This window comes from Stenotrophomonas sp. DR822 (genome assembly GCF_019793815.1).
GTDB lineage: Bacteria > Pseudomonadota > Gammaproteobacteria > Xanthomonadales > Xanthomonadaceae > Stenotrophomonas > Stenotrophomonas indicatrix.
In genome coordinates, this window is sequence record NZ_CP081826.1 from 2,750,778 (window position 1) to 2,774,620 (window position 23,843).

The 23,843-nt window shown below is 66.8% G+C and carries 21 protein-coding genes; 10 read left to right on the forward strand and 11 right to left on the reverse strand.

Annotation, left to right across the window (positions count from 1 at the left end; all coding sequences use genetic code 11):
* Positions 1 to 3 precede the first annotated feature (3 nt).
* From rnpA to K5K93_RS12705, 5 genes are all read left to right on the forward strand, one after another.
* Entirely contained in the window at positions 4 to 498 is a 495-nt protein-coding gene (rnpA, locus tag K5K93_RS12685; protein WP_025875580.1) for a ribonuclease P protein component, read from the forward strand.
* Positions 498 to 2,213, forward strand: coding sequence for a membrane protein insertase YidC (gene yidC, locus K5K93_RS12690; RefSeq protein WP_093820380.1), 1,716 nt, complete (start codon positions 498 to 500; stop codon positions 2,211 to 2,213). Before rnpA ends, yidC begins: the two co-directional genes overlap by 1 nt.
* Before the next feature lie 129 nt (positions 2,214 to 2,342).
* On the forward strand, positions 2,343 to 5,012 hold the full coding sequence (locus tag K5K93_RS12695) for a polysaccharide deacetylase family protein (RefSeq protein ID WP_222388074.1): 2,670 nt from the start codon (positions 2,343 to 2,345) through the stop codon (positions 5,010 to 5,012).
* A gap of 3 nt (positions 5,013 to 5,015) precedes the next feature.
* Positions 5,016 to 6,365 carry a tRNA uridine-5-carboxymethylaminomethyl(34) synthesis GTPase MnmE gene (gene mnmE / locus K5K93_RS12700; RefSeq protein WP_222388075.1) on the forward strand — a complete coding sequence of 450 codons (1,350 nt, stop codon included), beginning with the start codon at positions 5,016 to 5,018 and terminating at the stop codon, positions 6,363 to 6,365.
* 69 nt (positions 6,366 to 6,434) lie between these two features.
* On the forward strand, positions 6,435 to 7,022 hold the full coding sequence (locus K5K93_RS12705) for a sce7726 family protein (protein WP_222388076.1): 588 nt from the start codon (positions 6,435 to 6,437) through the stop codon (positions 7,020 to 7,022).
* On the opposite strand, the gene K5K93_RS12710 is transcribed toward K5K93_RS12705, so the two are convergent.
* On the reverse strand, positions 6,970 to 8,064 hold the full coding sequence (locus K5K93_RS12710) for a beta family protein (RefSeq protein ID WP_222388077.1): 1,095 nt from the start codon (positions 8,062 to 8,064) through the stop codon (positions 6,970 to 6,972). The two genes, K5K93_RS12705 and K5K93_RS12710, sit on opposite strands and share 53 nt — an antisense overlap.
* A 208-nt stretch (positions 8,065 to 8,272) precedes the next feature.
* Between K5K93_RS12710 and K5K93_RS12715 the strand changes: the two genes are divergently transcribed.
* Positions 8,273 to 9,388 carry a glycerophosphodiester phosphodiesterase gene (locus K5K93_RS12715; protein WP_222388078.1) on the forward strand — a complete coding sequence of 372 codons (1,116 nt, stop codon included), beginning with the start codon at positions 8,273 to 8,275 and terminating at the stop codon, positions 9,386 to 9,388.
* A gap of 87 nt (positions 9,389 to 9,475) precedes the next feature.
* Here K5K93_RS12715 and K5K93_RS12720 read toward each other — a convergent pair whose 3' ends face one another.
* Both K5K93_RS12720 and K5K93_RS12725 read right to left on the reverse strand, forming a co-directional pair.
* Positions 9,476 to 10,246, reverse strand: a complete 771-nt coding sequence (locus K5K93_RS12720) for a rhomboid family intramembrane serine protease (protein ID WP_093820386.1) — start codon at positions 10,244 to 10,246, stop codon at positions 9,476 to 9,478.
* A 106-nt stretch (positions 10,247 to 10,352) separates the two neighbouring features.
* On the reverse strand, positions 10,353 to 11,309 hold the full coding sequence (locus tag K5K93_RS12725; RefSeq protein ID WP_025875596.1) for a TerC family protein: 957 nt from the start codon (positions 11,307 to 11,309) through the stop codon (positions 10,353 to 10,355).
* A gap of 350 nt (positions 11,310 to 11,659) precedes the next feature.
* Between K5K93_RS12725 and K5K93_RS12730 the strand changes: the two genes are divergently transcribed.
* A complete protein-coding gene (locus K5K93_RS12730) occupies positions 11,660 to 12,829 on the forward strand; it encodes a class I SAM-dependent rRNA methyltransferase (RefSeq protein ID WP_093820390.1) in 1,170 nt (389 codons plus the stop codon).
* A gap of 72 nt (positions 12,830 to 12,901) precedes the next feature.
* On the opposite strand, the gene K5K93_RS12735 is transcribed toward K5K93_RS12730, so the two are convergent.
* Together K5K93_RS12735 and K5K93_RS12740 are read right to left on the reverse strand one after the other, a co-directional pair.
* On the reverse strand, positions 12,902 to 13,768 hold the full coding sequence (locus tag K5K93_RS12735) for a hypothetical protein (RefSeq protein WP_222388079.1): 867 nt from the start codon (positions 13,766 to 13,768) through the stop codon (positions 12,902 to 12,904).
* The gene (locus tag K5K93_RS12740) at positions 13,765 to 14,583 is read right to left on the reverse strand and encodes a protein klaA (RefSeq protein WP_222388080.1); all 819 of its coding nucleotides are present in this window, start codon (positions 14,581 to 14,583) and stop codon (positions 13,765 to 13,767) included. Before K5K93_RS12740 ends, K5K93_RS12735 begins: the two co-directional genes overlap by 4 nt.
* A gap of 156 nt (positions 14,584 to 14,739) precedes the next feature.
* Here K5K93_RS12740 and K5K93_RS12745 point away from each other — a divergent pair, with 156 nt between their 5' ends.
* Positions 14,740 to 15,981, forward strand: a complete 1,242-nt coding sequence (locus K5K93_RS12745; RefSeq protein WP_222388081.1) for a dipeptidase — start codon at positions 14,740 to 14,742, stop codon at positions 15,979 to 15,981.
* Positions 15,982 to 16,039: 58 nt separating this feature from the next.
* On the opposite strand, the gene K5K93_RS12750 is transcribed toward K5K93_RS12745, so the two are convergent.
* The 3 genes from K5K93_RS12750 to K5K93_RS12760 form a co-directional block, all read right to left on the reverse strand.
* The gene (locus tag K5K93_RS12750) at positions 16,040 to 17,467 is read right to left on the reverse strand and encodes an amino acid permease (RefSeq protein WP_093820395.1); all 1,428 of its coding nucleotides are present in this window, start codon (positions 17,465 to 17,467) and stop codon (positions 16,040 to 16,042) included.
* 154 nt (positions 17,468 to 17,621) lie between these two features.
* Entirely contained in the window at positions 17,622 to 18,035 is a 414-nt protein-coding gene (locus K5K93_RS12755; protein ID WP_222388082.1) for a hypothetical protein, read from the reverse strand.
* A gap of 46 nt (positions 18,036 to 18,081) precedes the next feature.
* Complete coding sequence (locus K5K93_RS12760) at positions 18,082 to 19,170, reverse strand: aldo/keto reductase (RefSeq protein ID WP_222391068.1); 1,089 nt, start codon at positions 19,168 to 19,170, stop codon at positions 18,082 to 18,084.
* A gap of 99 nt (positions 19,171 to 19,269) precedes the next feature.
* Between K5K93_RS12760 and K5K93_RS12765 the strand changes: the two genes are divergently transcribed.
* Positions 19,270 to 20,238: a LysR family transcriptional regulator gene (locus tag K5K93_RS12765; RefSeq protein ID WP_222388083.1), complete on the forward strand. Its 969-nt coding sequence runs from the start codon at positions 19,270 to 19,272 to the stop codon at positions 20,236 to 20,238.
* On the opposite strand, the gene leuE is transcribed toward K5K93_RS12765, so the two are convergent.
* Together leuE and K5K93_RS12775 are read right to left on the reverse strand one after the other, a co-directional pair.
* Positions 20,176 to 20,805 carry a leucine efflux protein LeuE gene (gene leuE / locus K5K93_RS12770; protein ID WP_025875614.1) on the reverse strand — a complete coding sequence of 210 codons (630 nt, stop codon included), beginning with the start codon at positions 20,803 to 20,805 and terminating at the stop codon, positions 20,176 to 20,178. The two genes, K5K93_RS12765 and leuE, sit on opposite strands and share 63 nt — an antisense overlap.
* A 12-nt stretch (positions 20,806 to 20,817) precedes the next feature.
* Positions 20,818 to 21,792, reverse strand: coding sequence for a LysR family transcriptional regulator (locus K5K93_RS12775; protein ID WP_222388084.1), 975 nt, complete (start codon positions 21,790 to 21,792; stop codon positions 20,818 to 20,820).
* Between the two features lie 90 nt (positions 21,793 to 21,882).
* Here K5K93_RS12775 and K5K93_RS12780 point away from each other — a divergent pair, with 90 nt between their 5' ends.
* Positions 21,883 to 22,890, forward strand: a complete 1,008-nt coding sequence (locus K5K93_RS12780; RefSeq protein ID WP_222388085.1) for a zinc-binding alcohol dehydrogenase family protein — start codon at positions 21,883 to 21,885, stop codon at positions 22,888 to 22,890.
* A 342-nt stretch (positions 22,891 to 23,232) separates the two neighbouring features.
* Here K5K93_RS12780 and K5K93_RS12785 read toward each other — a convergent pair whose 3' ends face one another.
* A complete protein-coding gene (locus K5K93_RS12785; RefSeq protein WP_222388086.1) occupies positions 23,233 to 23,838 on the reverse strand; it encodes a glutathione S-transferase N-terminal domain-containing protein in 606 nt (201 codons plus the stop codon).
* Between the last annotated feature and the right edge of the window lie 5 nt (positions 23,839 to 23,843).

Genomic DNA, 23,843 nt, shown 5'->3' on the forward strand with positions numbered 1-23,843 from the left:
GCCATGCCGCATCCAGCGGCAGACGCAATCCATTCGACAGTGAATACTGCAGACCCGCGCAAGCGATTCCCTCGCTCTGCGCGGGTTCGCACGCGTGCCGAATATTCAACGGTCTTCAACGGCGCCCGCCGTGTGTCCGATCCGCTGATGACCCTGCACTGGCTACCGGCTGACCGGCCGGCCAGGCTGGGTCTGGCGGTTTCCCGCAAGGTCGATCCTCACGCCGTTGGGCGTAACCGGATCAAGCGCGTCCTGCGCGACGCCCTGCGTCAGACACGAACCGACATACAGCCAGGCGACTTCGTCGTCGTGGCTCGTACTGCTGCGCGTCATGCCAGCAACGAAGATATCCGCCAGGCCTTCCTGCGCCTGCTGCGGCGCCTGCGCGCATTGCCCGCGCCGGGCGTGGACGGCACAATGCCGCCGCCTGATGGCATTGCCATTTCCTCCGTCACCGAGCCGGCACCGCGTCCCGGCCCCGCTGAGCCTGCCTGCTGATGAACCAGACCCGTGTTTTCCTGATCTTTGCCTGGCTGATGGTGGCCGTGCTGCTGTGGATGGAGTGGAGCCGTGAAAAGTCCGCCCCGACCCCGGCGCCGACGACCAGCTCGGCCCCGGCCGCCGCCCAGAGCGTCCCCGGTGCGTCCCCGGGCAGCATCCCCAGCGCGCAGGTTCCCGGTGCCCCGGGTCAGGCCGCTGCACAGGCCCAGGCCAGCGCCGCCCCGTCCGCACAGACCGTGACCATCACCACCGACGTGCTGCGCCTGAAGCTCGATGGCGGCCGCGTGCTCGACGCCGAACTGCTGCAGTTCCCGCAGAGCAAGGACGAAGGCAGCCCGCCGGTGCGCCTGCTGACCGAAGATCCCGCCCATCCCTACAGCGCGATCAGCGGCTGGGCCAGCGAGGACAAGAACACCCCGGTGCCGGGTGCCGACGGCTTCAAGCTGGTTGGTGAGACCCGCGACTTCGTGCTGGCCAAGGGCCAGAACGAACTGCAGGTTCCGTTCGTATGGACCGCCGACAACGGCGTGACCATCAAGCGCACCCTGATCGTGGGCCGCAACGAGTATGCGATCCGCTTCAAGGATGAAGTCAGCAATGCCGGTGCCGCGCCGTGGAACGGCTACGTCTACCGCACCCTGGACCGCAGCCCGACGATCCTGTCGCGGAGCATGACCAACCCGGACTCGTTCAGCTTCAACGGCGCCACCTGGTACGACAACGACAAGAAGTACCAGCGTCGCGCGTTCAAGGATTACCTGGACGATGGCGCGCTGAACCAGAACATCACCGGCGGCTGGCTGGCGATGCTGCAGCACCACTTCTTCACCGCGTGGATCCCGCAGAAGGACCAGACCGCACACTACGTGCTGTCGCAGGTGGCAGGTCGTGACCTGATCGAAGCGCGTGGCCCTGCCTTCACCGTGGCCCCGGGCCAGTCCACCAGCACCGAGGCCCGCCTGTGGGTCGGCCCGAAGCTGGTCAACCTGATCGCCAAGGAAGACGTGCCGGGTCTGGACCGTGTGGTCGACTACAGCCGCTTCTCGATGATGGCGGTGATCGGCCAGGGCCTGTTCTGGGTGCTCAACCAGGTGCACAAGCTGGTGGGCAACTGGGGCTGGGCCATCGTCGGCCTGGTGGTGCTGCTGAAGATCGTGCTGTACCCGCTGTCGGCGACGCAGTACAAGAGTGGCGCGAAGATGCGTCGCTTCCAGCCGCGCATCGCACAGCTGAAGGAACGCTATGGCGATGATCGCCAGAAGTTCCAGACCGCGATGATGGAGCTGTACAAGAAGGAAAAGATCAATCCGATGGGCGGCTGCCTGCCGATCCTCATCCAGATGCCGATCTTCTTCGCCCTGTACTGGGTGCTGGTGGAATCGGTCGAACTGCGCCAGGCGCCCTGGTTCGGCTGGATCCAGGACCTGACCGCCCGTGACCCGTACTTCATCCTGCCGGTGATCAACGTGGCGGTGATGTGGTTCACCCAGAAGCTGACGCCGGCACCGGGCATGGACCCGATGCAGCAGAAGATGATGCAGTTCATGCCGCTGGTGTTCGGTGTCATGATGGCCTTCATGCCGTCCGGCCTGGTGCTGTACTGGGTGGTCAACGGTGGCCTGGGCCTGCTGCAGCAGTGGTGGATGACCAAGCGCCACGGCAGCGACCCGGTACCGGCCACGGCAGCCACCGCTCCGGCCAAGAAGAAGTAAGGCGCGTCTGCGCCGAGGGGTAGAGCCGGCCGCTGGCCGGCTGGCCCAGCAAAGGCCCGCCGCAAGGCGGGCTTTTCGCATGCGGCGTTAGAATCGCCGGCACACCATTCCCCCTTGTTCGAGTCCGCCATGCCGCGTGCGCCGTCGTTCCGCCTGTTCCTGCCCAGCCTGCTGCTGACCCTGCTCGTAGCCGGCTGCGGCGACAAGGACGCGCAGGCACCGACGGCAGTCACCCAGCCGAGCGCACAGGCTGCCGCTACCGCCGACCCGGCCGCCGCGCCGTTGCTCGGCGCATTGCAGAAGCAGCTCGACGGCTATCGCCGGATCATCGTGCTGCTGGCCGATGAGGAACAGCAGTCCGCGGCCGATCGCACCACCTCCACCCGCATCGGCCAGCAGCTGTTCCACGACGGACTGGTACAGCGCGGCGCCATTGCCACGCAGTTCGACACCCTGCTGCGCGGCACCAGCCCGCAGCGCTTCGCTACCCTGGGCACGGTGCTGGATTACATCGAGTCGGCACCGGAACTGTTCGATGCCGATCGCCTGGCGTTCCGCGAGGTGCTGCGTGACCTGCACGAACGCATCGGCGCCGATTCCTCGTTGCCGGCGGTGAAGCTGCACCAGCGCATCGGCGAAGACCTGGAGGCGCTGGACGAGATCGAGCGCAACTACAACCAGGAGCTGACCCGGATCTTCAGCCGCTTCGAGCGCAGCCGTGCCATCGACCTGAAGCGCGAGAAGTGGGACGACTACATCGTGCACCTGCACAAGGACTACAGCCGCGAAGCGATCCTGCGCGACTACGGCGTGATCGAGCCGTACCCGATGTCGATGAAGGACAGCGACCGCGAGATCTTCGGCCGCGACCTGCCACCGAAGACGGTGGTGCTGACCTTCGACGATGGCCCGCACAAGGCCTATACCGATGAAGTGGTGGCAATCCTCAAGCGCTATGACGTACCGGGCGTGTTCTTCGAGGTCGGTCGCAACCTGGGCAAGGTCGACACCGACGGCAAGGTCAGCCTCGGGCCGATGGCCAAGATCAGCCGCAACCTGATGGAAGAGGGCTACGCCGTCGGCAACCACAGCCTGACCCATGCGCAGCTGTCGCGCACCACCGGCGATGCGCTGCGACAGCAGGTGCTGGACACCGACACCCTGCTGAAGGACGTGGACAGCAAGCGCGCGCCGCTGTTCCGCTTCCCGTATGGCGCACGCAACGCCGAAGGCCTGCAGCTGCTCAACGAGGCGGGCCTGAAGTCGATCATGTGGAACATCGATTCGATGGACTGGGCCGACCCGGTGCCTGAATCGATCGTGCAGCGCGTGCTCGACCAGGTGAACAAGGAGCAGCGCGGCATCATCCTGTTCCACGATATCCACGACCGCGCGGTGAAGGCGTTGCCGCAGATCCTCGATCGGCTGATCGCCGACGGCTACCAGTTCGCCGGCTGGAATGGCCGCGACTTCAGCGTCGCCCGACCGCGCAAGGGCAGCGACCGCGATGCCACCGTCACCACCGGCTATGAAAAATCGTGGGCGATCGTGGTCGGCATCGACAACTACGCCAAGTGGCCGAAGCTGGAATATGCCAGCCACGATGCCCAGGCCGTGGCCGATACGCTCACCGGACAGTTCGGCTTCCCGTCCTCGCAGGTGATCGTGCTGAAGAACGAGCAGGCCACCCGCAACAACATCCTGGCCGCCTTCCACGACCGCCTGGCCGACGACCGCACCGGAAAGAACGACCGCGTGTTCGTGTTCTTCGCCGGCCACGGCGCCACCCGCCAGCTTGCCTCCGGGCGCGACCTCGGCTACATCATCCCGGTGGATTCGGACCCGAAGGAATTCGCCACCGATGCCATCGCGATGACCGACATCCAGAACATTGCCGAGAGCATGCAGGCCAAGCATGTGATGTTCGTGATGGATGCCTGCTACAGCGGTCTCGGCCTCACCCGCGGCGGGCCGTCGTCGTCGTCGTTCCTGCGCGAGAACGCGCGCCGCAGCGCGCGGCAGATGTTGACCGCCGGCGGTGCCGACCAGCAGGTGGCCGATGCCGGCCCGAACGGCCACTCGGTGTTCACCTGGGTGCTGCTGCAGGCATTGGCTGGCAAGGGCGATCTCAATGGCGATGGCCTGATCACCGGTACCGAGCTGGCCGCCTATGTGGCGCCAGCGGTGTCGGCGGTGTCGCAGCAGACGCCGGCGTTCGGCAGCCTGCCCGGCTCGCAGGGGGGCGAGTTCGTGTTCCAGGTGCCGGACAGCCAGGAATACCTCAACGCCGATACGCGCCAGCTGACCGCCGATGCGATCGCCCTGAACAACAAGGTCGACGCTGCCCAGGACGCCAAGAACAATGAAGCGCCAGTGACCGTGGCCGACCTGCAGGGCGGCAAGGCCAAGCTGGTGGTGCCGACGGCCGGACCGGCCTCCGACCGCCAGCGCTCGCAGCAGGCCAACGACCGTGGCCTGCAGCTGTACCGCGAGAAGCGCTACGACGAAGCCGCCGTGCAGTTCGCCGAGGCACTGAAGCTGCGCCCGGATTTTGCCCAGGCGGCCAACAATCTCGGCTTCGTCTACTACCGCCAGCAACGCTACGCCGAAGCGGCGCGCTGGCTGGAGAACACGCTGAAGATCGATCCGTCGCGCGCGGTGGCCCATCTCAACCTGGGCGATGCCTACTTCCACGTTGGCGACAAGGCCAAGGCGAAGCACGCCTACACCACCTACCTCGCGCTGCAGCCGCAGGGTAGTGGAGCGGCGCAGGCGCGCGCGCAGCTGGAGAAGCTCTGAGCGATGAACGATATGAAGCGCACCGAGACCATCGTGGCCATTGCCAGCGCGCCCGGCGCGGGCGGCGTGGGCCTGCTGCGCCTGTCAGGCCCGCGCGCCGCAGCGATTGCCAACGCGCTCGGCGCACCGACGTTGCGCCCGCGCCACGCGCACTACGCGCGACTGCGAGATGCAGACGGTGAGGTGATCGATGATGGCATCGTGCTGTGGTTCCCGGCGCCGAACAGCTTCACCGGCGAAGAAGTGGTGGAACTGCAGGGCCATGGCAGCCCGGTACTGCTGCAGCAGCTGGTCGCACGCTGCATCGCGCTCGGCGCGCGGCAGGCGCGGCCCGGCGAGTTCAGCGAACGGGCTTTCCTCAACGGCAAGCTGGACCTGGCACAGGCCGAAGCCATCGCCGATCTGATCGCGGCCGGGGACAACCGCGCGGCACGTGCTGCACGCCGTTCGCTGGATGGTGTGTTCTCGCGCCGCATCGAGGCAGTGGTCGAACAGCTGGTGCTGCTGCGCATCCACGTGGAAGCGGCCATAGATTTCGCCGATGAGCCACTGGACACACTCGGCGGTGCACAGGTGCGGCGTGGCCTGGAACAGGCGCGCAGCGATCTGGCCCTGCTGCGTCGCGACGCAGAGCGTGGCCGTCGTCTGCGCGATGGCCTGCATGCGGTGCTGATCGGCCCACCGAATGCCGGCAAGAGTTCGCTGTTGAACGCGCTGGCCGGCAGCGAGCGTGCCATCGTCACCGACATCGCCGGCACGACCCGTGACACGCTGCGCGAGACCATCCGCCTGGATGGGCTGGAACTGACCCTGGTCGATACCGCCGGCCTGCGCGACGGTGGCGATGCCATCGAACGCGAAGGCATGCGTCGCGCACGCGCGGAGATCGAGCGCACCGACCTGGCGTTGATCGTGCTGGATGCACGCGATCCGGCAGCCGGCGAAGCCGCGATCGGCGAAGCGGTACTGGCGGTGCCGCACAAGGTCTACATCCACAACAAGTCGGATCTGCTGGATGCGATGCCGGTGCGGGACGACCCGGACCGCGTGTTCGTCTCCGCTGCCAACGGCGCGGGACTGGACGAGCTGCACGCGCGCCTGCGTTCGATCGCTTCGGCCGGGGCAGGGGAGCAGGTGGAGGGCGAATTCTCCGCACGCACCCGCCATGTGGATGCAATCGAACGCGCGCAGGAACACGCGCAGCGGGCCGATGGCGAGCTGGTGCACGAGCACCTGGAGCTGGCGGCCGAGGAGCTGCGTCTGGCGCACGACGCGCTGGGCGAAATCACCGGGCAGATGAGTGCCGATGACCTGCTGGGAAGGATCTTCTCCAGCTTCTGCATCGGCAAGTAGTGCCGCGATGAACTGCGACATGCCTGGATTTCATGCAGTACAGCGACTCCCTCTTGGTACGATTCGACAATGGACCCGATAACCGACAGCGACGTCAGATCCGCGCTACTTCGGAAGGTGATCGCTGAGCACGTTGCCAATCCCAATACGCTGGTCGTGGAGGAGATGGGGCTTGCTCGCGGTGCCTGTCGGGTTGATGTCTGCGTCATCAACGGTCACCTGCACGGCTACGAGATCAAGAGCGACGTGGACACGCTGCGCAGGCTTCCCATGCAGCAGCAGTTCTATTCAAACGTTCTCGACAAAGCGACGATTGTTGTGGGGCAGCGGCATCTTGACCACGCGCTGGACGTCCTGCCGGAGTGGTGGGGCGTTCGCACTGTATCGCGCGGCGCGCGTAATGCGGTGCGAATGGAGCTTTTGCGACCCGCCAGGCTCAATCCGTCGGTCAATGGGATGGACGTTGCCGCCCTTCTCTGGCGTGATGAGATCACGACACTGATCTGTGCAAGGAACCCGGACAAGGCAGCGCTGCGCGGCAATCGCACAGCGCTGTGTGAGCGGCTTGGAGAGGTATACAGCCTCGCCGAGATCCGCACGCTGGTCAGGGAACAGTTGAAGCGCCGGACAGATTGGCGAGGTCGCGAACAACCTTAGTCAGGTGGTGATTGGTCGCCACCGTTGGCCAGGTCGAACTTCCGCCCGTACTGGCGACGTTGTTGGCGCAATCTTCGATGTACTCGTCGCCAGCACTGTAAGTTCGTCCCATGAATACCACCGGGGGATCAGAAATCAGGTGCCTGCACAGGTCGCGATACTGGTCGCGGCCATTGCGCTTGACCTGGGTGCCGACGATGATCCGCCATTGGTCATCGATCGTGTACTTGATCTTTGCATTCGGGTCGAACAGGCGTGGGTCCATCATCTCCGTCTGTGGTGACGCGCATCCGTAGTCACCGAACCATGGCTGACGCTGCAGGGCACCGGCTGTCAGTCGGGTGTACCCCCGCCATTCGCGACGGTGAACGTCACCATGAGGGCGATAGCCTGCTGACGGGCTCAGGCTTGCAGGGAAGCTGCCACCGGCCACGGTGAGCGATCTCCATCGGCTGATGTAGGGCAATCCAGCGATCCATGCCTGCCAGATCGATGCCTGGAGGGTCGGAGAATCTGCGACATCTGCCGTACTGTCCAGGACGATGTCCACTTGCTCCGGGGCTACACCCAGGAGATGCAGCAAGCCGTCGATCTTCGCCACAGGACTACCTTCCAGATCATCGGGAACCAGGCGCAGTCCGCACCCACGATCATCCTGGGCGATGATGCTGGCAACTGCCTGCTGATACGCCAGATGCCGGCCGATACCGGTTACCGGAATGGCCTGGCAGCCCGCCGCCCGCGCGAGATCGAAGACGCGCGCGAGGTGATGGTCTCCATTGGCCATCGTGTCGTCGCCGCCAAGATGCGGTGAATCGAACAGGCAACGGCGTTTCTTCCAATTGGTGCTCAGTCGCTTGCCGACATTCTTCAGGTGGTCATCGAGCGACTTGGCGGGCGTCTCGTTCTCGAAGTCCCACTGTTCGACCGGGATCTCGAACAGGGGATACATCCAGTCCTTTATGGTCTCGCGTGTACGACCTACCGCGAGGTACTCACCTTGTCGCCATTTCAGGATAGGCACGTACATTGTCTTCTCCATGGTCCGATCCTCCGCCAACATCGGTGTTGGTCAGTCGAGGCTATGACCCATCGTTTCCGCGGTTCAATCGGAAAAATTGCAGAATCCAATCCGAATGGCGGTCACCGAGATCATTGGCCAACCGCAGGCAGCCGGCCCCCAGCTCCCCCAACCTGTCACATTCCCGCCGCATACTGACGCCCATCACAAACCGCTTGGGGAAGTTGCAGTGAAGTCGTGGGGTCGTGCGTTGCTGTTGTCGCTGGCCGTGGCACCATCGGTGGCCATGAGTGCTGAATCCTCCCCTCCGGCCGCGCCCAAGGCGTCGGTCTATGGCCACCGCGGTGCAAGCGCATTGTTGCCCGAACACACGTTGGCGGCCTATGCGCAGGCCATCGCCGATGGCGCCGACTACATCGAACCGGACCTGGTGATGACCAAGGACGGGGTGATGGTGGCCCGCCATGAGAACGAGATCGGTGGCACCACCGATGTGGCCGAGCACGAGGAATTCGCCAAGCGGAAGACCCGCAAGGTCATCGACGGGCAGACGGTCGAAGGCTGGTTCACCGAAGACTTCACCCTGGCCGAGCTGAAGACGCTGTACGCCCGTGAGCGCCTGCCGGAGTTCCGCAGCACCGCCTATGACGGCCAGTTCCGGATCGCCAGCCTGGACGAGATCCTGGCGTTCCTGGTCCAGCAGGCCGGTCGTGCCAACCGTGGCATCGGCCTGGTGCCGGAGATCAAGCACCCGACCTACTTCCAGTCGATCGGCCTGCCGATGGAAGACACGCTGCTGGCCGCGCTGCGCGGCAACGCCTATACCAACGTCGGCCCGGTCACCATCCAGTCGTTCGAGACGGGCAACCTGCGCTACCTGCGCGGCAAGATCCCGCGCGGCAGCAACCTCCGCCTGCTGCAGCTGCTGTGGAAGGGCGACACCCAGCCGGCCGATGTCGCCAAGGCCGGCGGCGCGCTGACCTATGCGCAGATGATGACTCCGGCGGGACTGAGGGACATCGCGGCCTATGCCGACGGCATCGGCCCGGAGCTGCGCTCGATCATCCCGCTGGATGCCAACGGTGCGCTGGGCACGCCGACGGCGCTGGTGCGCGATGCGCACGCGGTGGGCCTGATGGTGATTCCGTACACCTTCCGCCCGGAGAACCACTTCCAGGCCAGCAACCTGCGCAAGGGCGCGGACACTGCGCGCAACGCGGAGGGGTCGATCGCGGAGATGCGTGCCTACCTGGCGACCGGCATCGATGCCTTCTTCACCGATGACCCGGCATTGGGCCGGCAGGCGGTGGATGGAACGGGCGCGGCAGCGAACGCGGCGAACTGACCGGCGTCAATGCCGCCGGGCATGGCCCGGCGCCACCAGATGCTCCACAAGCGGTAGCGCCGGGCCATGCCCGGCGTATCCACCCGATCAACCGCGCGGGTCTTCCGGCCGGCGGAACGGGATCACCACATAGTCCTGCCCTTCGCGTGGCTGCCACAGCACCGGAACGCGCTGCGGCGATGGCGGTTCGAGTTCGTCATCGGCCAGCGGCTCGACCTCGTCCTCCTCGTCCTCCCAGCTGTAACGCGGGCGCGGCGGCAGCGGATCGGCGTTGCGGAACAGCAGCGCGGCGATGATGCCGGCGAAGGCTCCGCCCATGTGCGACTGCCAGGACACACCGTCGGCATGCGGCAGCACGGTCATCAGCATGCCGCCGTAGAACAGCATGCCGATCAGCCCGGTGGCGATCGCCGCGCGGTCGCGGCGCAGCAGGCCAAGGCTGGCCAGCAGGAACATCAGGCCGTGGGTGACGCCACTGGCGCCGAGATGGAAGCTGCCGGGGTTGCCGAGCATCCACGCACCGATGCCCGAGCCCAGCCACAGCAGGGGCAGGGCGCGCAGCGTGGCTCTGGGATAGACGCTGCCGGCCAGGGTGCCGAGGATCAGGATGGCGAAGCTGTTGGCGGCGATGTGTTCGACCGAGCCATGCAGCAGCGGTCCACCGATCAGGCCAAGCAGGCCCTTGGCTTCCAGCGGTGCGACCGCCCAGGGCCGCCAGTCGAAATGGTCCTGCAGGGCGAACACGGCCACCAGCACCAGCACGGCGGCCAGGCTGGCATTGAAGGCGCGCAGGATGCGCGTGCGGTCGTTGCGGGCGGCCGGCGCGTCGCCGGCGGGCAGGGGCGCGTTCGTGTTCATACCCTCAGCAATGGCGGTGGCCGGCGCGAAACCAAGGCCACCGCCGCGGGAGAGTGGCTGCGACCGGCGGGACAATCCACCGGCCGCAGCGTTCAATCGGCCAGGATCAGGCGCCGCCTTCCTTCGGCGGGTTCTTCAGGCTCAGCACCACCGTGGCGGCGATGATCACCGCGACCACGCCCAGCGAGATCGGGGTCGGGATCTTGAACAGGTCGATGATCATCATCTTGATGCCGATGAAGGCCAGCACCAGGGCCAGGCCGTACGGCAGCAGGTGGAAGCGGTCGGCCATGCCGGCCAGCAGGAAGAACATCGCACGCAGGCCGAGCACCGCGAACACGTTGGAGGTCAGCACGATGAACGGGTCGGTGGTGATCGCGAAGATCGCCGGGATGCTGTCCACCGCGAAGATCACGTCGGTCACCGCGATCAGGATCAGCACCGCGAACAGCGGGGTGAACCAGCGCACGCCGTCGCGCTTGACGCTCATCGCGTTGCCTTCGTAGTCCGGCAGCAGGCGCAGGTGCTTGCGCATCCAGCGCAGGGCCGGGTTGGCTTCCAGGTCAGGCTCCTGGCCCGCGGCGAACCACATCTTCCAGCCGGTGAAGAGCAGGAAGGCGCCGAATACGTAGAGCAGCCAGTGGAACTGGGTGATCAGCACGCTACCGGCGAAGATCATGATCGTACGCAGCACGATCGCACCCAGGATGCCGATGATCAGCACCTTCTGGCGCTGTTCCTCCGGCACCGCGAAGTAGCTCATGATCATCAGGAAGACAAAGATGTTGTCCACCGCCAGCGCCTTCTCGACCAGATAACCGGTCAGGAACTCCAGGCCGACCTTGTTGGCCACGACCTGGCCGGCGGTCTCGTTCAGGTAGAACCAGAGGCCGCCGTTGAAGGCCAGGGCCAGCGCGACCCAGCCGATGGACCACCACAGGGCTTCCTTGAAAGTGACCTTGTGCGGGCCACCGTGGCGCATCAATACGAGGTCGACCAGCAGGGCGATGACCACCACCGCTGCGAAGCCGCCCCACAACCACAAATTACCGATCGTCTGCATGGGTTTGTCCGTTGGGAAATGAAAAAAGCCTCAAGCCGGACGGCGAGGATCTGCAACGGAGGATCGGGAGGGGATCCAGGGACAGAGCTTCGCCAGTACGGCGAAGGTCTCGCTCGCAGTTCCGATGGGCCGGAACTGCCGTTGCACCGGAGCCTGCAGGCTCGAATTGACGGCGACAACGTCTGGGAGCTACTCCCCTTCTGCCGCCGATTCTGCGGCCTGGCCGGGCCGGCGTCAAATGCCGGCCGGGGTCGGATCCCCGCAGGGGGCTCCGACCCCATTCCCACAACGACCAAGGGGTCAGAGCCCCTGTGGGGATCTGACCCCGGCGCCCGGTTTACAATAGGTGGATGACTACCCCCCTTCCCGTTGTCCGCCTCAAGAACGCGTGGCGTTCCAGCCACCCGTGGATCTTCCAGAAACTGGTCGAGAAGCCGACCGTCCGGCCCAAGCCCGGCTCCCTCGTCGATGTCGTCGGCGTGGAGGGCGAGTTCATCGGCCGTGGCTTCTACAACGGGCATTCGCGTATTGCCGTACGCATCCTCGAAACCGACCCGCAGATCCCGCTGGATGCCGGCTGGTTCTCGCGCAAGATCGCCCAGGCGGTGTCGCTGCGTCGTGAGGTGCTCAAGCTCGATGCGGTGTCCGACGCCTGGCGCGTGGTGCACAGCGAGGGCGATGGCCTGTCCGGCCTGGTGGTCGACCGCTACGGCGACCTGGTGGTGGTGGAGTTCTTCGCCGCCGGCATGTTCCGCCACCGCGAGTGGATCTACGACGCCCTGCGTGAACAGTTCCCGGGTTGCCGCTTCCACAGCTTCGCCGACGAACACGTGCAGAAGCAGGAAAGCTTCGATTTCCACGGCAATACCACCACCGAAGCGTCGGTGATCACCGAGTACGGCATCAAGTTCCGCGCCGACCCGGCCGGTGCGCACAAGACCGGTTTCTTCGCCGACCAGCGCGAGAACCGTGAATGGCTGAGCCAGCAGGTGGAAGGCAAGAGCGTGCTCGACCTGTGCTGCAACACCGGCGGTTTCGCCGTGTACGCGGCCGCGCGCGGTGCATCGGAAGTGGTCGGCATCGACATCGATGAAGACGTCATCCAGATCGCCAAGGGCAATTCGCGTCTGAACAACGTGCGCCCGAAGTTCGTCCAGTCCGACATCTTCCCGTGGCTGCGCGATGCGGCCAACCGCGGTGAGCAGTACGACGTGGTGATTTTGGACCCGGCGAAGATGACCCGCGACCGCGACCAGGTGATCACCGCGCTGAAGAAGTACCTGGACATGAACAAGCTGGCGCTGGGCGTGGTCAAGCCCGGTGGCCTGTTCGCCACGTTCTCCTGCACCGGCCTGGTGGCCGAGGACCAGTTCCTGGACATGCTGCGTCGTGCAGCGTACTTCTCCGGCCGCACCATCCAGATCCTGAAGGTGGCCGGCGCCGGCCCGGACCATCCGTTCATGGCCCACGTGCAGGAATCGCGTTACCTGAAGGCCGTGTTCTGCCGCGTGGTGGACTGACCTGCGGGGTGTGGAGCCGGGCGATGCCCGGCTCCCCCACACAGCGCCGAAGACTGCCCCTGCGCGCCAGCCTCAGGGCTGCGCGCGTGGCGGAGCAGGAACCGGCTGCAGCTGCTGCAGCAACCCGTTGATCACCTCGGACCTGCGCCGCAGATGGTGGCCGAGCACGATCGCCACCGCGCCCAACGCAAGCAGCGCCGGTACCGCGAGCAGCGCGAGCACCCAGCCGACGTCGAACAGAAGCCAGCCCAGCAGACGCTGCTGATGCCATCGCTGCGACCGATCAGAGCGGGGCAGCCCTGCTGCCTTCTCGAAGCGGGACTGCATTGCCGGCGATACCGGAACACCGATGTCTTCGCCATTGGCCAACGCACGGGCAGTGGCGACCACGGCCGACGAGGCGACGCCGTAGGGAAGCTCCTGCTGTGCACGCAGGTAGGCCTGCCACTGGGGGCTGAAGCCGCTGAACTCTGGACTGGCGATCAGCGCGTCCAGCTGGCGATGGTCGAGGCGATCGCCCTGGCCCATGGCGGGTGCGGTGATGCCCATGCTTCCCCAGGCACCGCACAGCAGCATCGAACCCAGCGCGAATGACCAGGCGAAGCGGCGAAGGCGATGGCGGCTGAGCAGGTCGCGCACGCCGAAGAACATCCACACCAGCAGCAAGGGGCTGATGACCAGCAGGATGAGCAACTGCCTGCCCGTGTCCTTCGCTCCATAGCCGGCCGGCACCTGTGCCCACGACGTGGGGCCCAGCTCGGTGCCGGTAAATGCCAGCGCCATGTAGGCCAGCGCCGTGGCCGCCAGCGGAAGGCAGGCCAGGCCGAAGACCCGCAGCAGCGAGGCCCGCCGGTAGAACGCGCGCAGGCCCGGAACAGCTTCCACCCGCGCCTGCAGGTCTGGCGGGATCTGCAGCGGATCGCGCACCGGCGGGCTCATGCCGGCTCCGCCGATGTGCGCAGCAACTGCTGCAGGGCCTGTTTCAGCTGGTCCTGCGCCTGGGCAGCACTGGCGATCATCTGTGGGCTGGCGTTGTCGCTGTTGTGCAGCGCCTGGATGGTCTGGCGCCAGATCGGCAGCAGGATCTGCACCGTCTCGCTGTAACGGTCCAGCAGGTCGATGGCATGGCTGCGTGCCAGCTGCACCTGCATCCGGCTCATCGAATGGCTGGCCAGCAGCGCGGTCAGGTTGGCTACGCGGCGTTGCAGCCGCTCGACCGGACGGTCGAGCACCGGCGCGCCATCGTCGCTGTCCACGGCCGCTGGCAGCTCCTGCAGGAACTGCACGCCTGCATCGATGTACACCTGCAGTCGCACCCCCTGCACGTCATGCTCGAGCAGCTGCGCATCCAGTCGATCGACGCTGGCCCGCACGGCGATGGCTTCGCGCTCGATCCTGGCCAGGACGTCGCCGTTGCTGCCCATGGCAATGCGACGGCGCAGGCGTTCTTCGATATCGGCACCGGTGAACCGCTCCCACCATCCCGCGCGCTGCAGCAGCGCATTGGGATCATGTTCGGACAGCCGGCTGACCAGTTCGGCAAGCGCCTGGGCCAGTGCGTTGGCGCTGCCATCCTGCCAGGCCGGCTCGGCGCTGGCGCTGGCCAGGTCGGCCGGGCCATAGCGACCGATGTCGGTACGCCCGGCAAACAACGTTGGCAGCACATCACGCTTGAGCTGCTCGACGGTGACCGTGCTGGCGGGGACGGGCGCCTGGCCCTGCGCGGGCAGCGCCGGAGGCTGGGAGTTCGACATCGATGTTTCCATTCCATGGTCGACGCAGCACGCGGTGCTGCACGCTGATTTATCGGCTGCCGGCGAGTGTAATGGAGCTGGCGGATCAATACGGCACTACCGGCGTTGGCCGTCGCGGCGCTATGGTCGTGTCCTTCCCATTGCCGGTGGATGCCCATGCCGTCGTTGCGTCGTCTGTCCCTGCTGCTCGCCCTGGCGCTGAATGCGCCGCTGTCCGCCCATGCCATCGATTTCAGCGCGCAGGAGCTGGCCCGTGCCAAGGCACTGCAGCAGCGCTTGCTGACCTTGGACAGTCATCTGGATACGCCGGCCAATTTCGGCCGCACCGGCTTCGACATCGAGCAGCGGCACGACCGCAACGCACTCTCGCAGGTGGACTACCCGCGCATGGTCGAAGGTGCGCTTGATGGCGGCTTCTGGGCGATCTATACCGACCAGGGCGACCGCACGGCCGCCGCGCATCTGGCCGAGCGCGACCACGGCCTGCAGCGGTTGCTGGAGATCCGGCAGATGCTGGCCGCCAATCCCGAGCGCTTCGCATTGGCGCTGACTGCCGATGACGCGGCGCGGATCAAGGCCGCCGGCAAGCGCGTGGTCTACATCAGCATGGAGAATGCCAGTCCGCTGGTGGCCGACCCCAGCCTGCTGTCGTTCTATCACCGTGCGGGCCTGCGCCTGCTCAGCACCGTGCACTTTGCCAACAACGAGTTCGCCGATTCGGCCACCGATCCCAAGGGGGCTGAATGGAAGGGCCTGAGCCAGGCTGGCAAGGACCTGGTGCGCGAGGCGGTGAAGCTGGGCATCGTCATCGACCAGTCGCACGCCTCCGATGCCGTGTTCGACGATCTGCTGGCGATGATGCCGGTGCCGTTCGTGCTGTCGCACAGCTCGGCCAAGGCGGTTTACGACCACCCACGCAATCTTGATGACGCGCGCCTGCGCAAGGTGGCCAAGGCCGGCGGGGTGATCCAGGTGAACGCGTATGGCGGCTACCTGATCGACACCGGCAAGTCGCCCGAGCGCAAGCAGGCCGAAGAAGCCCTGAGCAAGCAGCTGGGTGGCTGGGAAGGCATGACCATCGAGCAGGGCGTGGCGCTGCAGAAGGCTGAGCAGGCACTGGACCACGAACACCCGGTGCGCCACGCCAGCCTGGACGACTTCTTCGCCCATTTCGAGCACATCCTGAAGGTGGTCGGCCCCGAGCACGTCGGCATCGGTCTGGACTGGGATGGCGGTGGTGGCCTGAGCGACCTGCCCGATGTCAGCCAGCTGCCGAAGATCACCGCGTGGCTGCTGCGCAAGGGGTACAGCGAACAACAGATCGCCGCCATCTGGGGCGGCAACCTGCTGCGGGTGATGCGCCAGGCGCAGGACTACGCGGCAAAGCAGGGCGGCTGACCGCCCTGCGTGCATCCGGGATTCCGCCGGGCATGGCCCGGCGCTACCGGTGATCCGTTTATTTCGCGATCAGCGCGTTGCGACGGCTGTAGGCGAAGTACAGCACCAGGCCGACCACGTTCCACGCCAGGAAGTACAGCTGGGTGGTGTGCGGCAGGCTGATGAACAGGTAGATGCAGCCCAGTGCCGCCAGCGGGCCGACAATGAAGGCCAACGGCGTGCGGAAGGTGCGCTCGCGGTTCGGCTCACGCACGCGCAGCACCACCAGGCAGATGCCAACGGCGGTGAACGCGGCCAGGGTACCGGCATTGGCCAGTGCGGCGATCTCGTCCAGGCGTGCAACGCCGGCCAGTGCCGACACCACCAGGGCGGTGAACAGCGTGGTCGCCACCGGCGTGCCGGTACGTGCGTTGACCTTGGACAGGCCACGCGGCAGCAGTCCATCGCGGCTCATGACGAAGAAGATGCGGCTCTGGCCGTACAGGAAGGCCAGCAGCACGGTCGGCAGGGCGATGATCGCGATCACGCCGATCAGCATCGCGGCGGTGGGCTGGCCCAGCTGGCGCATGATCAATGCCAGCGGCTCGGCACTCTGGCCGAACACGGTGTAGCTCATCGCACCAATCGCAGCCAGCGCCACCAGCACGTACACGATGGTGCAGCCGACCATCGAGCCGATGATGCCGATGGACAGGTCGCGCCCGGGGTTCTTGGTTTCTTCGGCGGCGGTGGAGATCGCGTCGAAGCCGTAGAACGCGAAGAAGATGATCGCCGCCGCCGCCATCACGCCGCGCTCGACGCCATCCGGGCCCAGCGTCTTGGCGAATCCGTAAGGCATGAACGGCTGCAGGTTGTTGGCGTCGAACGCCGGCAGGGCCACCGCCACGAAGATCGCCAGCGCGATCAGCTTGAACACGACCAGGATCGCGTTGAGGGTGGCGCTTTCCTTGGTACCGGCCATCAGCATCAGGGCCACCAGCCAGGTGATGACGATGGCGGGCAGGTTGATCATGCCGCCATCGACGTGCGGGCCTGCCGCGAGCATCGCCGGCAGGCGCAGGTCCCAGCCGAACTGGGTATGCACCCATTCCAGGAAGCCGACGAAATAACCGGACCAGCCGACCGCCACGGTACTCACCACCAGCGAGTACTCCAGGATCAGGCTCCAGCCGACCACCCAGGCAAACACTTCGCCCAGGGCACTGTAGCTGTAGGTATAGGCGCTGCCGGCGGCAGGCATCATCGTGGACAGCTCTGCGTAGGCCAATGCCGCGCAGGCACACACCGCGCCGGCGATGGCGAAGGAGATCAGCACGGCCGGGCCAGCGCGGTCGGCACCCACGCCGATCAGGGTATAGATGCCGGTGCCGACGATGGCGCCGATGCCCAGCGCGATCAGGTGCGGCCAGCTGAGGGTCGGGACCAGGCGCCGGCCGGCTTCATGGACGGTGACGGAATCTAGGGACTTGCGCCGGAGCAGGGACATGCAGGCCTCGGAAGGAGTGACTGAGAACGACAAGTCCCCGAGTGTGACCGAACGCAGCGCAGCATTGCCACTGACGGGGGTCATGGCCGACACAGCGCGCGCTGGACGCTGGGCACTGTGCCGGAAACGGCACAAACGGCCTCAGCGCAGGCGCCTACCAGTGACAGCCGTCGTCCTGGAAGGCGTTGACGTCTTCGTCGAAGTCCGTGCGGCGACCGTCCCGGGCACGCACGTAGCTGAAGCTGTAGATCCGTGCGCCCTGCGTGCTCAGTGTGTAGTGACCGTTGATGCGACCGTCCACGCGCTCTTCCCAGACGGTATCGAACTGGTAGGGGCGGTCCTCATCCAGCACCGTGGTCTGTTCGGAGACCCGGCGCAGCGGCAGGCGCTCGCTGTGCCCGGCATAACGCACATCGGCGCGGCCATCGTCCAGCCAGCGCCATTCCAGGTGGATCGTGTTGTCGCGGCCACCGCTGAGGCAGCGGTGCTCCGGTGCGGCCGTGGCCGGAGCACTGGCAAGCAGCAGCACCAGGGCTGCTGCGACCGCGAGCGTTGGTGTTGCGGCCATGGCGCTTTTGTCCAACGAGGGGCGTCAGCATAGCGCCCCCCCGCTGTTACCTGCCCAGCGCACGTGGCTGCAGACGCGTACCACCGCTCATCAGCATGCGTGGCAGCGGCATCTGCAGGAAGTCGTGCGGGAAGGCAGGCGCCACCGCGCTGATCGCATCCAGCCGTGCCAACGCCTCAGCCGGCAGCGCCAGTTCCAGCGCCGCCAGGTTGTGTTCGAACTGGTCCAGGGTGCGTGCACCGACGATCGGCATGGCCCCGGCCGCGGGTCGTTGCAGCAGCCAGGCCAGAGCGACCTGCGCAGCCGAGTGCGACAGTTCTGCCGCGACGGCAGCGACTTCGCCGGCGATGTTCAACGAACGCGGGGTCAACGCGCCATTGATCAGGGCCACGTTGCGCCGGGAACCGCCCGGCGTAGCCTCCGGCGGCTCGGCCGTGGTGAGATCAGCCGCGCTGTACTTGCCGGTCAGCACCCCGCTGCCCAGCGGCGACCACGCCACCACGCCCAACCCGAGCGCCTCGGCCATCGGCAGCAGCTCCTGTTCGACGCTGCGCTGGATCAGGCTGTATTCGATCTGCAGGGCCACCAGCGGCGCCCAACCGCGCAGGTCGGCCAGGGTCTGCATGCGGGCGATCTGCCAGGCCGGCGTGTCCGAGATGCCGGCATACAGCACCTTGCCGCTGCGCACGAGATCATCGAAACCGCGCATCACCTCGTCCCCCCCGGTGGTGTCGTCCCAAGCGTGCAGGTACAGCAGATCCAGGTAGTCGGTGCCGAGCCGGCGCAGGCTGTCCTCCACCGAGCGCATCATGCTCTTGCGGTGGTTGCCGGCGTTGTTCGGATCGCCGGGCACGGTCGCCAGGGTGTACTTGCTGGCGATCACCAGCCGTTCGCGGCGGCCTTGGGCGAATCGCCCGAGCAGCGTCTCGGCGCTGCCATTGGTGTAGTTGTTTGCGGTATCAACGAAGTTGCCACCGCGTTCGACGTAGGCATCGAAGATGCGGCGGGCCTCGGCTTCGTCCGCGCCCCACCCCCAGTCGGCACCGAAGGTCATCGTGCCCAGCGCCATCGGGCTGACACGCAGGCCGGAGCGACCGAGCAGGCGGTAGTGATCAAGTGACATGTGGCATTCCATCGGAGGAGGCGGGCGTGCCGCCGGGAGGGAAAGCATCCGCCCGATGATCCTGTGGATAAACTGGACACAGCCGAACTGACAATGAAGGAAGGCTTCACAATGGATCCCTCCGCACCGCTGTCGGCGGTGGTCGCGTTTGTCCACGTGGCCGACCACGCCAGCTTTACCCGCGCCGCAGATGCGCTTGGTGTCTCGACCTCGGCACTGTCACAGAGCGTGCGTGCGCTGGAAGCGCGGATGGGCGTGCGCCTGTTGCAACGGACCACGCGCCGGGTGGGGCTGACCGAACACGGCGAACGCTTCCTGCAGCGCGTACGTGGCGGGCTGGCACAGATCGAATCGGCCTTCGAAGACCTGGACAGCGCGCGGACCGTGCCGGCCGGTCGGCTGCGCATCACCCTGCCACGCATCGTTGCCGAGCGCCGGGTCCTGCCGGCGCTGCCGTCCTTCCTGGCCCGGTATCCGCAGGTGGAGGTGGAACTGTGCGTGGAACCGGCGTTGACCGATCTGGTCGCCGAGGGTTTCGACGCAGGCATCCGCCTGGGGGAATCGTTGGCGCAGGGCATGATCGCGGTGCCGATCGGGCCGCCCGAGCGCCAGGTGGTGGTGGCCACGCCGGGCTACTTCGCGCGCCACGGTGTGCCGCAGAGCCCGCAGGAGCTGCAGGGGCACGACTGTATCGTCCATCGCCGCGCCAATGGCCGGCTGATGCCCTGGGAGTTCAGCCGTGAGGGGCGTGACCTGGACGTAGCCGTCGAGGGCCGGCTGGTGTTCAACGATGCCGAACTGGCCTATGCGGCGGTGCTGGCTGGGCTGGGCATGGCGCAGGGGTTCGCCTCACTGGTCGCCGACGACCTGGCTGCCGGCCGCCTGCGCAGCGTGCTGGAGGACTGGCAGCCGCCGTTCCCCGGCTTTCATCTGTACTACCCGGCGCGCGAGCATATGGCGCCCAAGCTGCGGGTGTTCATCGACCACCTGCGCGCGGCCTGCCAGGCCGACGGGATCTCAGCCGTTCAGGCCCAGGCGGATGCCGAAGCCGACCAGGAACAGCCCGGCCACGCGCCGTAGCGCATCGCTGACCCGCGGGTGCTGGATCAACCGGCGGCGGGCCAGGTTGCCGACCCAGATCAGCAGCGAGCAGTAGGCGATGCTGACCACGAAGATGATCCCGGCCAGCGCGGCGAACGTGGCGATGCCCTGGTGGGCCTTCGGGTCGATGAACAACGGCAGGAAGGCCATGTAGAACAGGATCGCCTTCGGATTGAGCAGGCTGACCAGGATCGCCTGGTGGAAGTAGCGTCCGGGCTGCATGCGCACCGGGCCAACGTCGGCACCGTCACCCTTGGGCGTGCGCAGCAGGCTGATGCCTACCCACACCAGATACGCCGCGCCGAGATACTGCACGGCATGGAACACCGTCGGATTGGCCTTCAGCAGCGCAGCCACGCCGGCCAGTGCCAGCCACATCAGGATCTGGTCGCCGACCAGCAGGCCGGCCAGCGCCGTGTAGCCGCCGCGCACACCGCCGCGACCGGTAGCGGTCAGCAGGGTGAAGGTGCCCGGCCCGGGCAGCGCCAGAAACACCAGCACAGCGAGCAGGAAGGTCCACAGGTCCTGGATGCCCATCCACGGCATGGCGCGACTCTCTTACAACGGGGGAGCGCCATTGTCGGCCAGTGCTGGCGCAGGCGACAGGGGCGTGTCGCCAGTGCCGGGCATGGCGGACAGCAGCGGTTGCAGATGCTGGCGCAGCTGCGCGTGCAGTTGCCGCACCGCCGGTGAGAACTGCTTGCGATGGGGGCAGACCAGCTGCAGGGGAATGTGGCTGCCGATGCCATCCAGCAGCACCTGCAGGCGCCCTTCCAGCACGTCGTCGCGGACGTCCAGCCAGGACTTGTAGGTGATGCCCTCGCCGGCGACCGCCCAGCGCCGCACCACGTCGGCGTCGTCGCAGACCAGTGGCCCGCGCACCGGGATCACCACGCGGCGCCCCTCCAGCTCGAACGACCAGCGATCGTAGGCGCGGCCGCCGAGCTGGTAGACCAGGCAATCATGCTCGCGCAGATCTTCCAGGCGGCTGGGCGTGCCACGCCGCCGCAGGTACCCGGGCGACGCAGCCAGCACCCGCCGGTTCTGTTCCAGCAAAGGCAGGGCGACGTAGCTGGCGTCGTCGAAGTGGCCGATGCGGATGGCCACGTCGACCGGGTCGCGGAACACGTCGGCCACTTCGTCGGACAGGCGCAGGTGCAGGCGCAGCCGCGGATGCGCAGCGCGGAACGCGGTCAGCCACGGCAGCAGCAGGTTGCGGCCGAAGTCCGACGGCGCCGACAACTGCAGGGTGCCGTGCAGTTCGGCGTCCTCGCCCTGCACCCGCGCCTGGCCTTCGCGCAGGGTGCTCAGAACCTCCTGTGCGTAGGGCAGGTACAGCGCGCCTTCGGCGGTCAGGCGCAGGCTGCGGGTGGTGCGCACGAACAGGCGCAGGTCCAGTTCGCGTTCCAGCCGTGCCACCGCCGCGGCAACCTGGCCCGGCAGCAGGTCGGCCTCGCGCGCGGCCTGGGAGAAGCTGCCCAGCGCGGCGGTACGGACAAACAGCTGCAGATCGTCGAAGCGGACCATTTTCATTGCTGCAGTGAAAGTGTTGACCGATTCTGCGCCTTTCCGCCCCCCTGCGCACGGCGCACGCTGTGGCCTCTCCTCCCTGGATATTCCCCCATGCGTGCCATTGCCTACACCCAAGCCGGCCTGCCGATCGACAACCCGCAGGCCCTGATCAATCTCGACCTGCCCCTGCCCCAGCCGGGCCCGCGCGACCTGCGGGTGGCGGTGCGTGCGGTGGCGGTGAATCCGGTCGACACCAAGGTGCGGCGCGGCGCCGCCACCGACGGCCCGCGCGTGCTGGGGTGGGATGCGGTCGGCGTGGTCGATGCGGTCGGCAGCGAGGTGACCCTGTTCCAGCCCGGCGATGCGGTGTACTACGCCGGTGTGATCGATCGCCCGGGCAGCAACGCCGAATACCAGCTGGTGGACGAGCGCAGCGTTGGCCGCAAGCCGGCCAGCCTGGACGATGCCGCCGCTGCGGCGCTGCCGCTGACCGCGATCACCGCATGGGAACTGCTGTTCGACCGCCTGCGCATCGCCGAAGGCGGCGGCGACGGCCAGACCCTGCTGGTGATCGGTGCAGCAGGTGGCGTGGGTTCGATCCTGGTGCAGTTGGCGCGCCGTCTGACCCGGCTGACGGTGATCGGCACCGCCTCCCGGCCGGAGACCCAGGACTGGGTGCAGGCGATGGGCGCGCACCATGTGATCGACCATAGTCGGCCGCTGGCCGAAGGCCTGGCCCGGCTGGGCATCACCCAGGTGGACCATGTGGCCAGCCTGACCCACACCGACCAGCACTACGCGCAGCTCGTCGAGCTGCTGGCGCCGCAGGGGCAGCTGGGGCTGATCGATGATCCGGGCCAGATCGATGTGATGGCGCTCAAGCGCAAGGCGCTGTCGCTGCACTGGGAATCCATGTTCACCCGACCGCTGTACAGGACCGCGGACATGCAGCGCCAGCACGAACTGCTGAACCGGGTGGCCGATCTGGTCGATGCCGGCGTGCTGCAGACCACGCTGGGCGAGCACTTCGGGCGCATTGACGCGGCCAACCTGCGGCGCGCACATGCGCTGCTGGAGAGCCACCGGGCCAAGGGCAAGATCGTGCTGGAAGGCTGGTAACGCCGGGCTGCGCCCGGCACCCGCAGAGGCGACAGCAACAGCCAAAGCCAAAGCGGGGCTCCTGCGGGTTGGCGGGACGGTGTGGGCAGGCAGGACACGCCGTAAACCCGTCCTTGGGGGCTCGATGGCGCCTTGCTCGTGTGCGCTGTCCTGCGCGCACGGCAAGACCGGGGTTGGGCGTCCTGCCCAACCCGCCCGAGGCATGCCTCGGGCCCATGGCGCCAACGGTCCTGCCAACCCACACCGCCCCGCCTTCGACGGTTTCCCGCCGCTGTTGGTAGGTGTCGACCTTGGTCGACACAGTAGCTCCACGCCATGCGTGGATGAAGCCAAGCAAGCGTGCTACGCCACGCCGTTGTCTACATGCTCGGCGAAGCCGGGCCGGGGGCGCAGGCGTTCGAACCAGGCGTCTATGTGGGGCAGCACAGGTTTGTTGCCGGGGGTGCTGCGCCAGCGCTGTGTCGACAGGCCGAGGACAATGTCGGCCAGGCTGAAGCCGGTGCCCGCCACGTAGGCATTGCTGGCGGCAAGCTGGTGGTCGAGCACGGTCATCAGGCGGTTCCATTGCTCCACGCTTGCCTCGGCGCGTGCGTCGTCCGCGAAGTCGGGGTGCTGGCGCACGCGGGCCATGAACACGTGGCGCCAGGCGCTGTTGAGGTCGCTGGCCTGCCAGTCCATCCATTGTTCGACCAAGGCACGGGCCTGTGCAGCGCACGGCAGCAGATCGACTCGTCCTTGGCGGGTGGCCAGGTAGCGGCAGATGCTGTTGGACTCCCACAGCAGGAAGTCGCCGTCGCGCAGCACCGGTACCTGTCGGTTCGGATTCAGCGCAGCCAAGCGCTCCGGCGCAGGTGCCGGATCATGTGAGAACGGCAGATCGAGTTCGGCGCACAGCCAAAGCACTTTGCGCACGTTGATCGAGGTGGGCTTTCCGTACAGTACAAACATGGGTT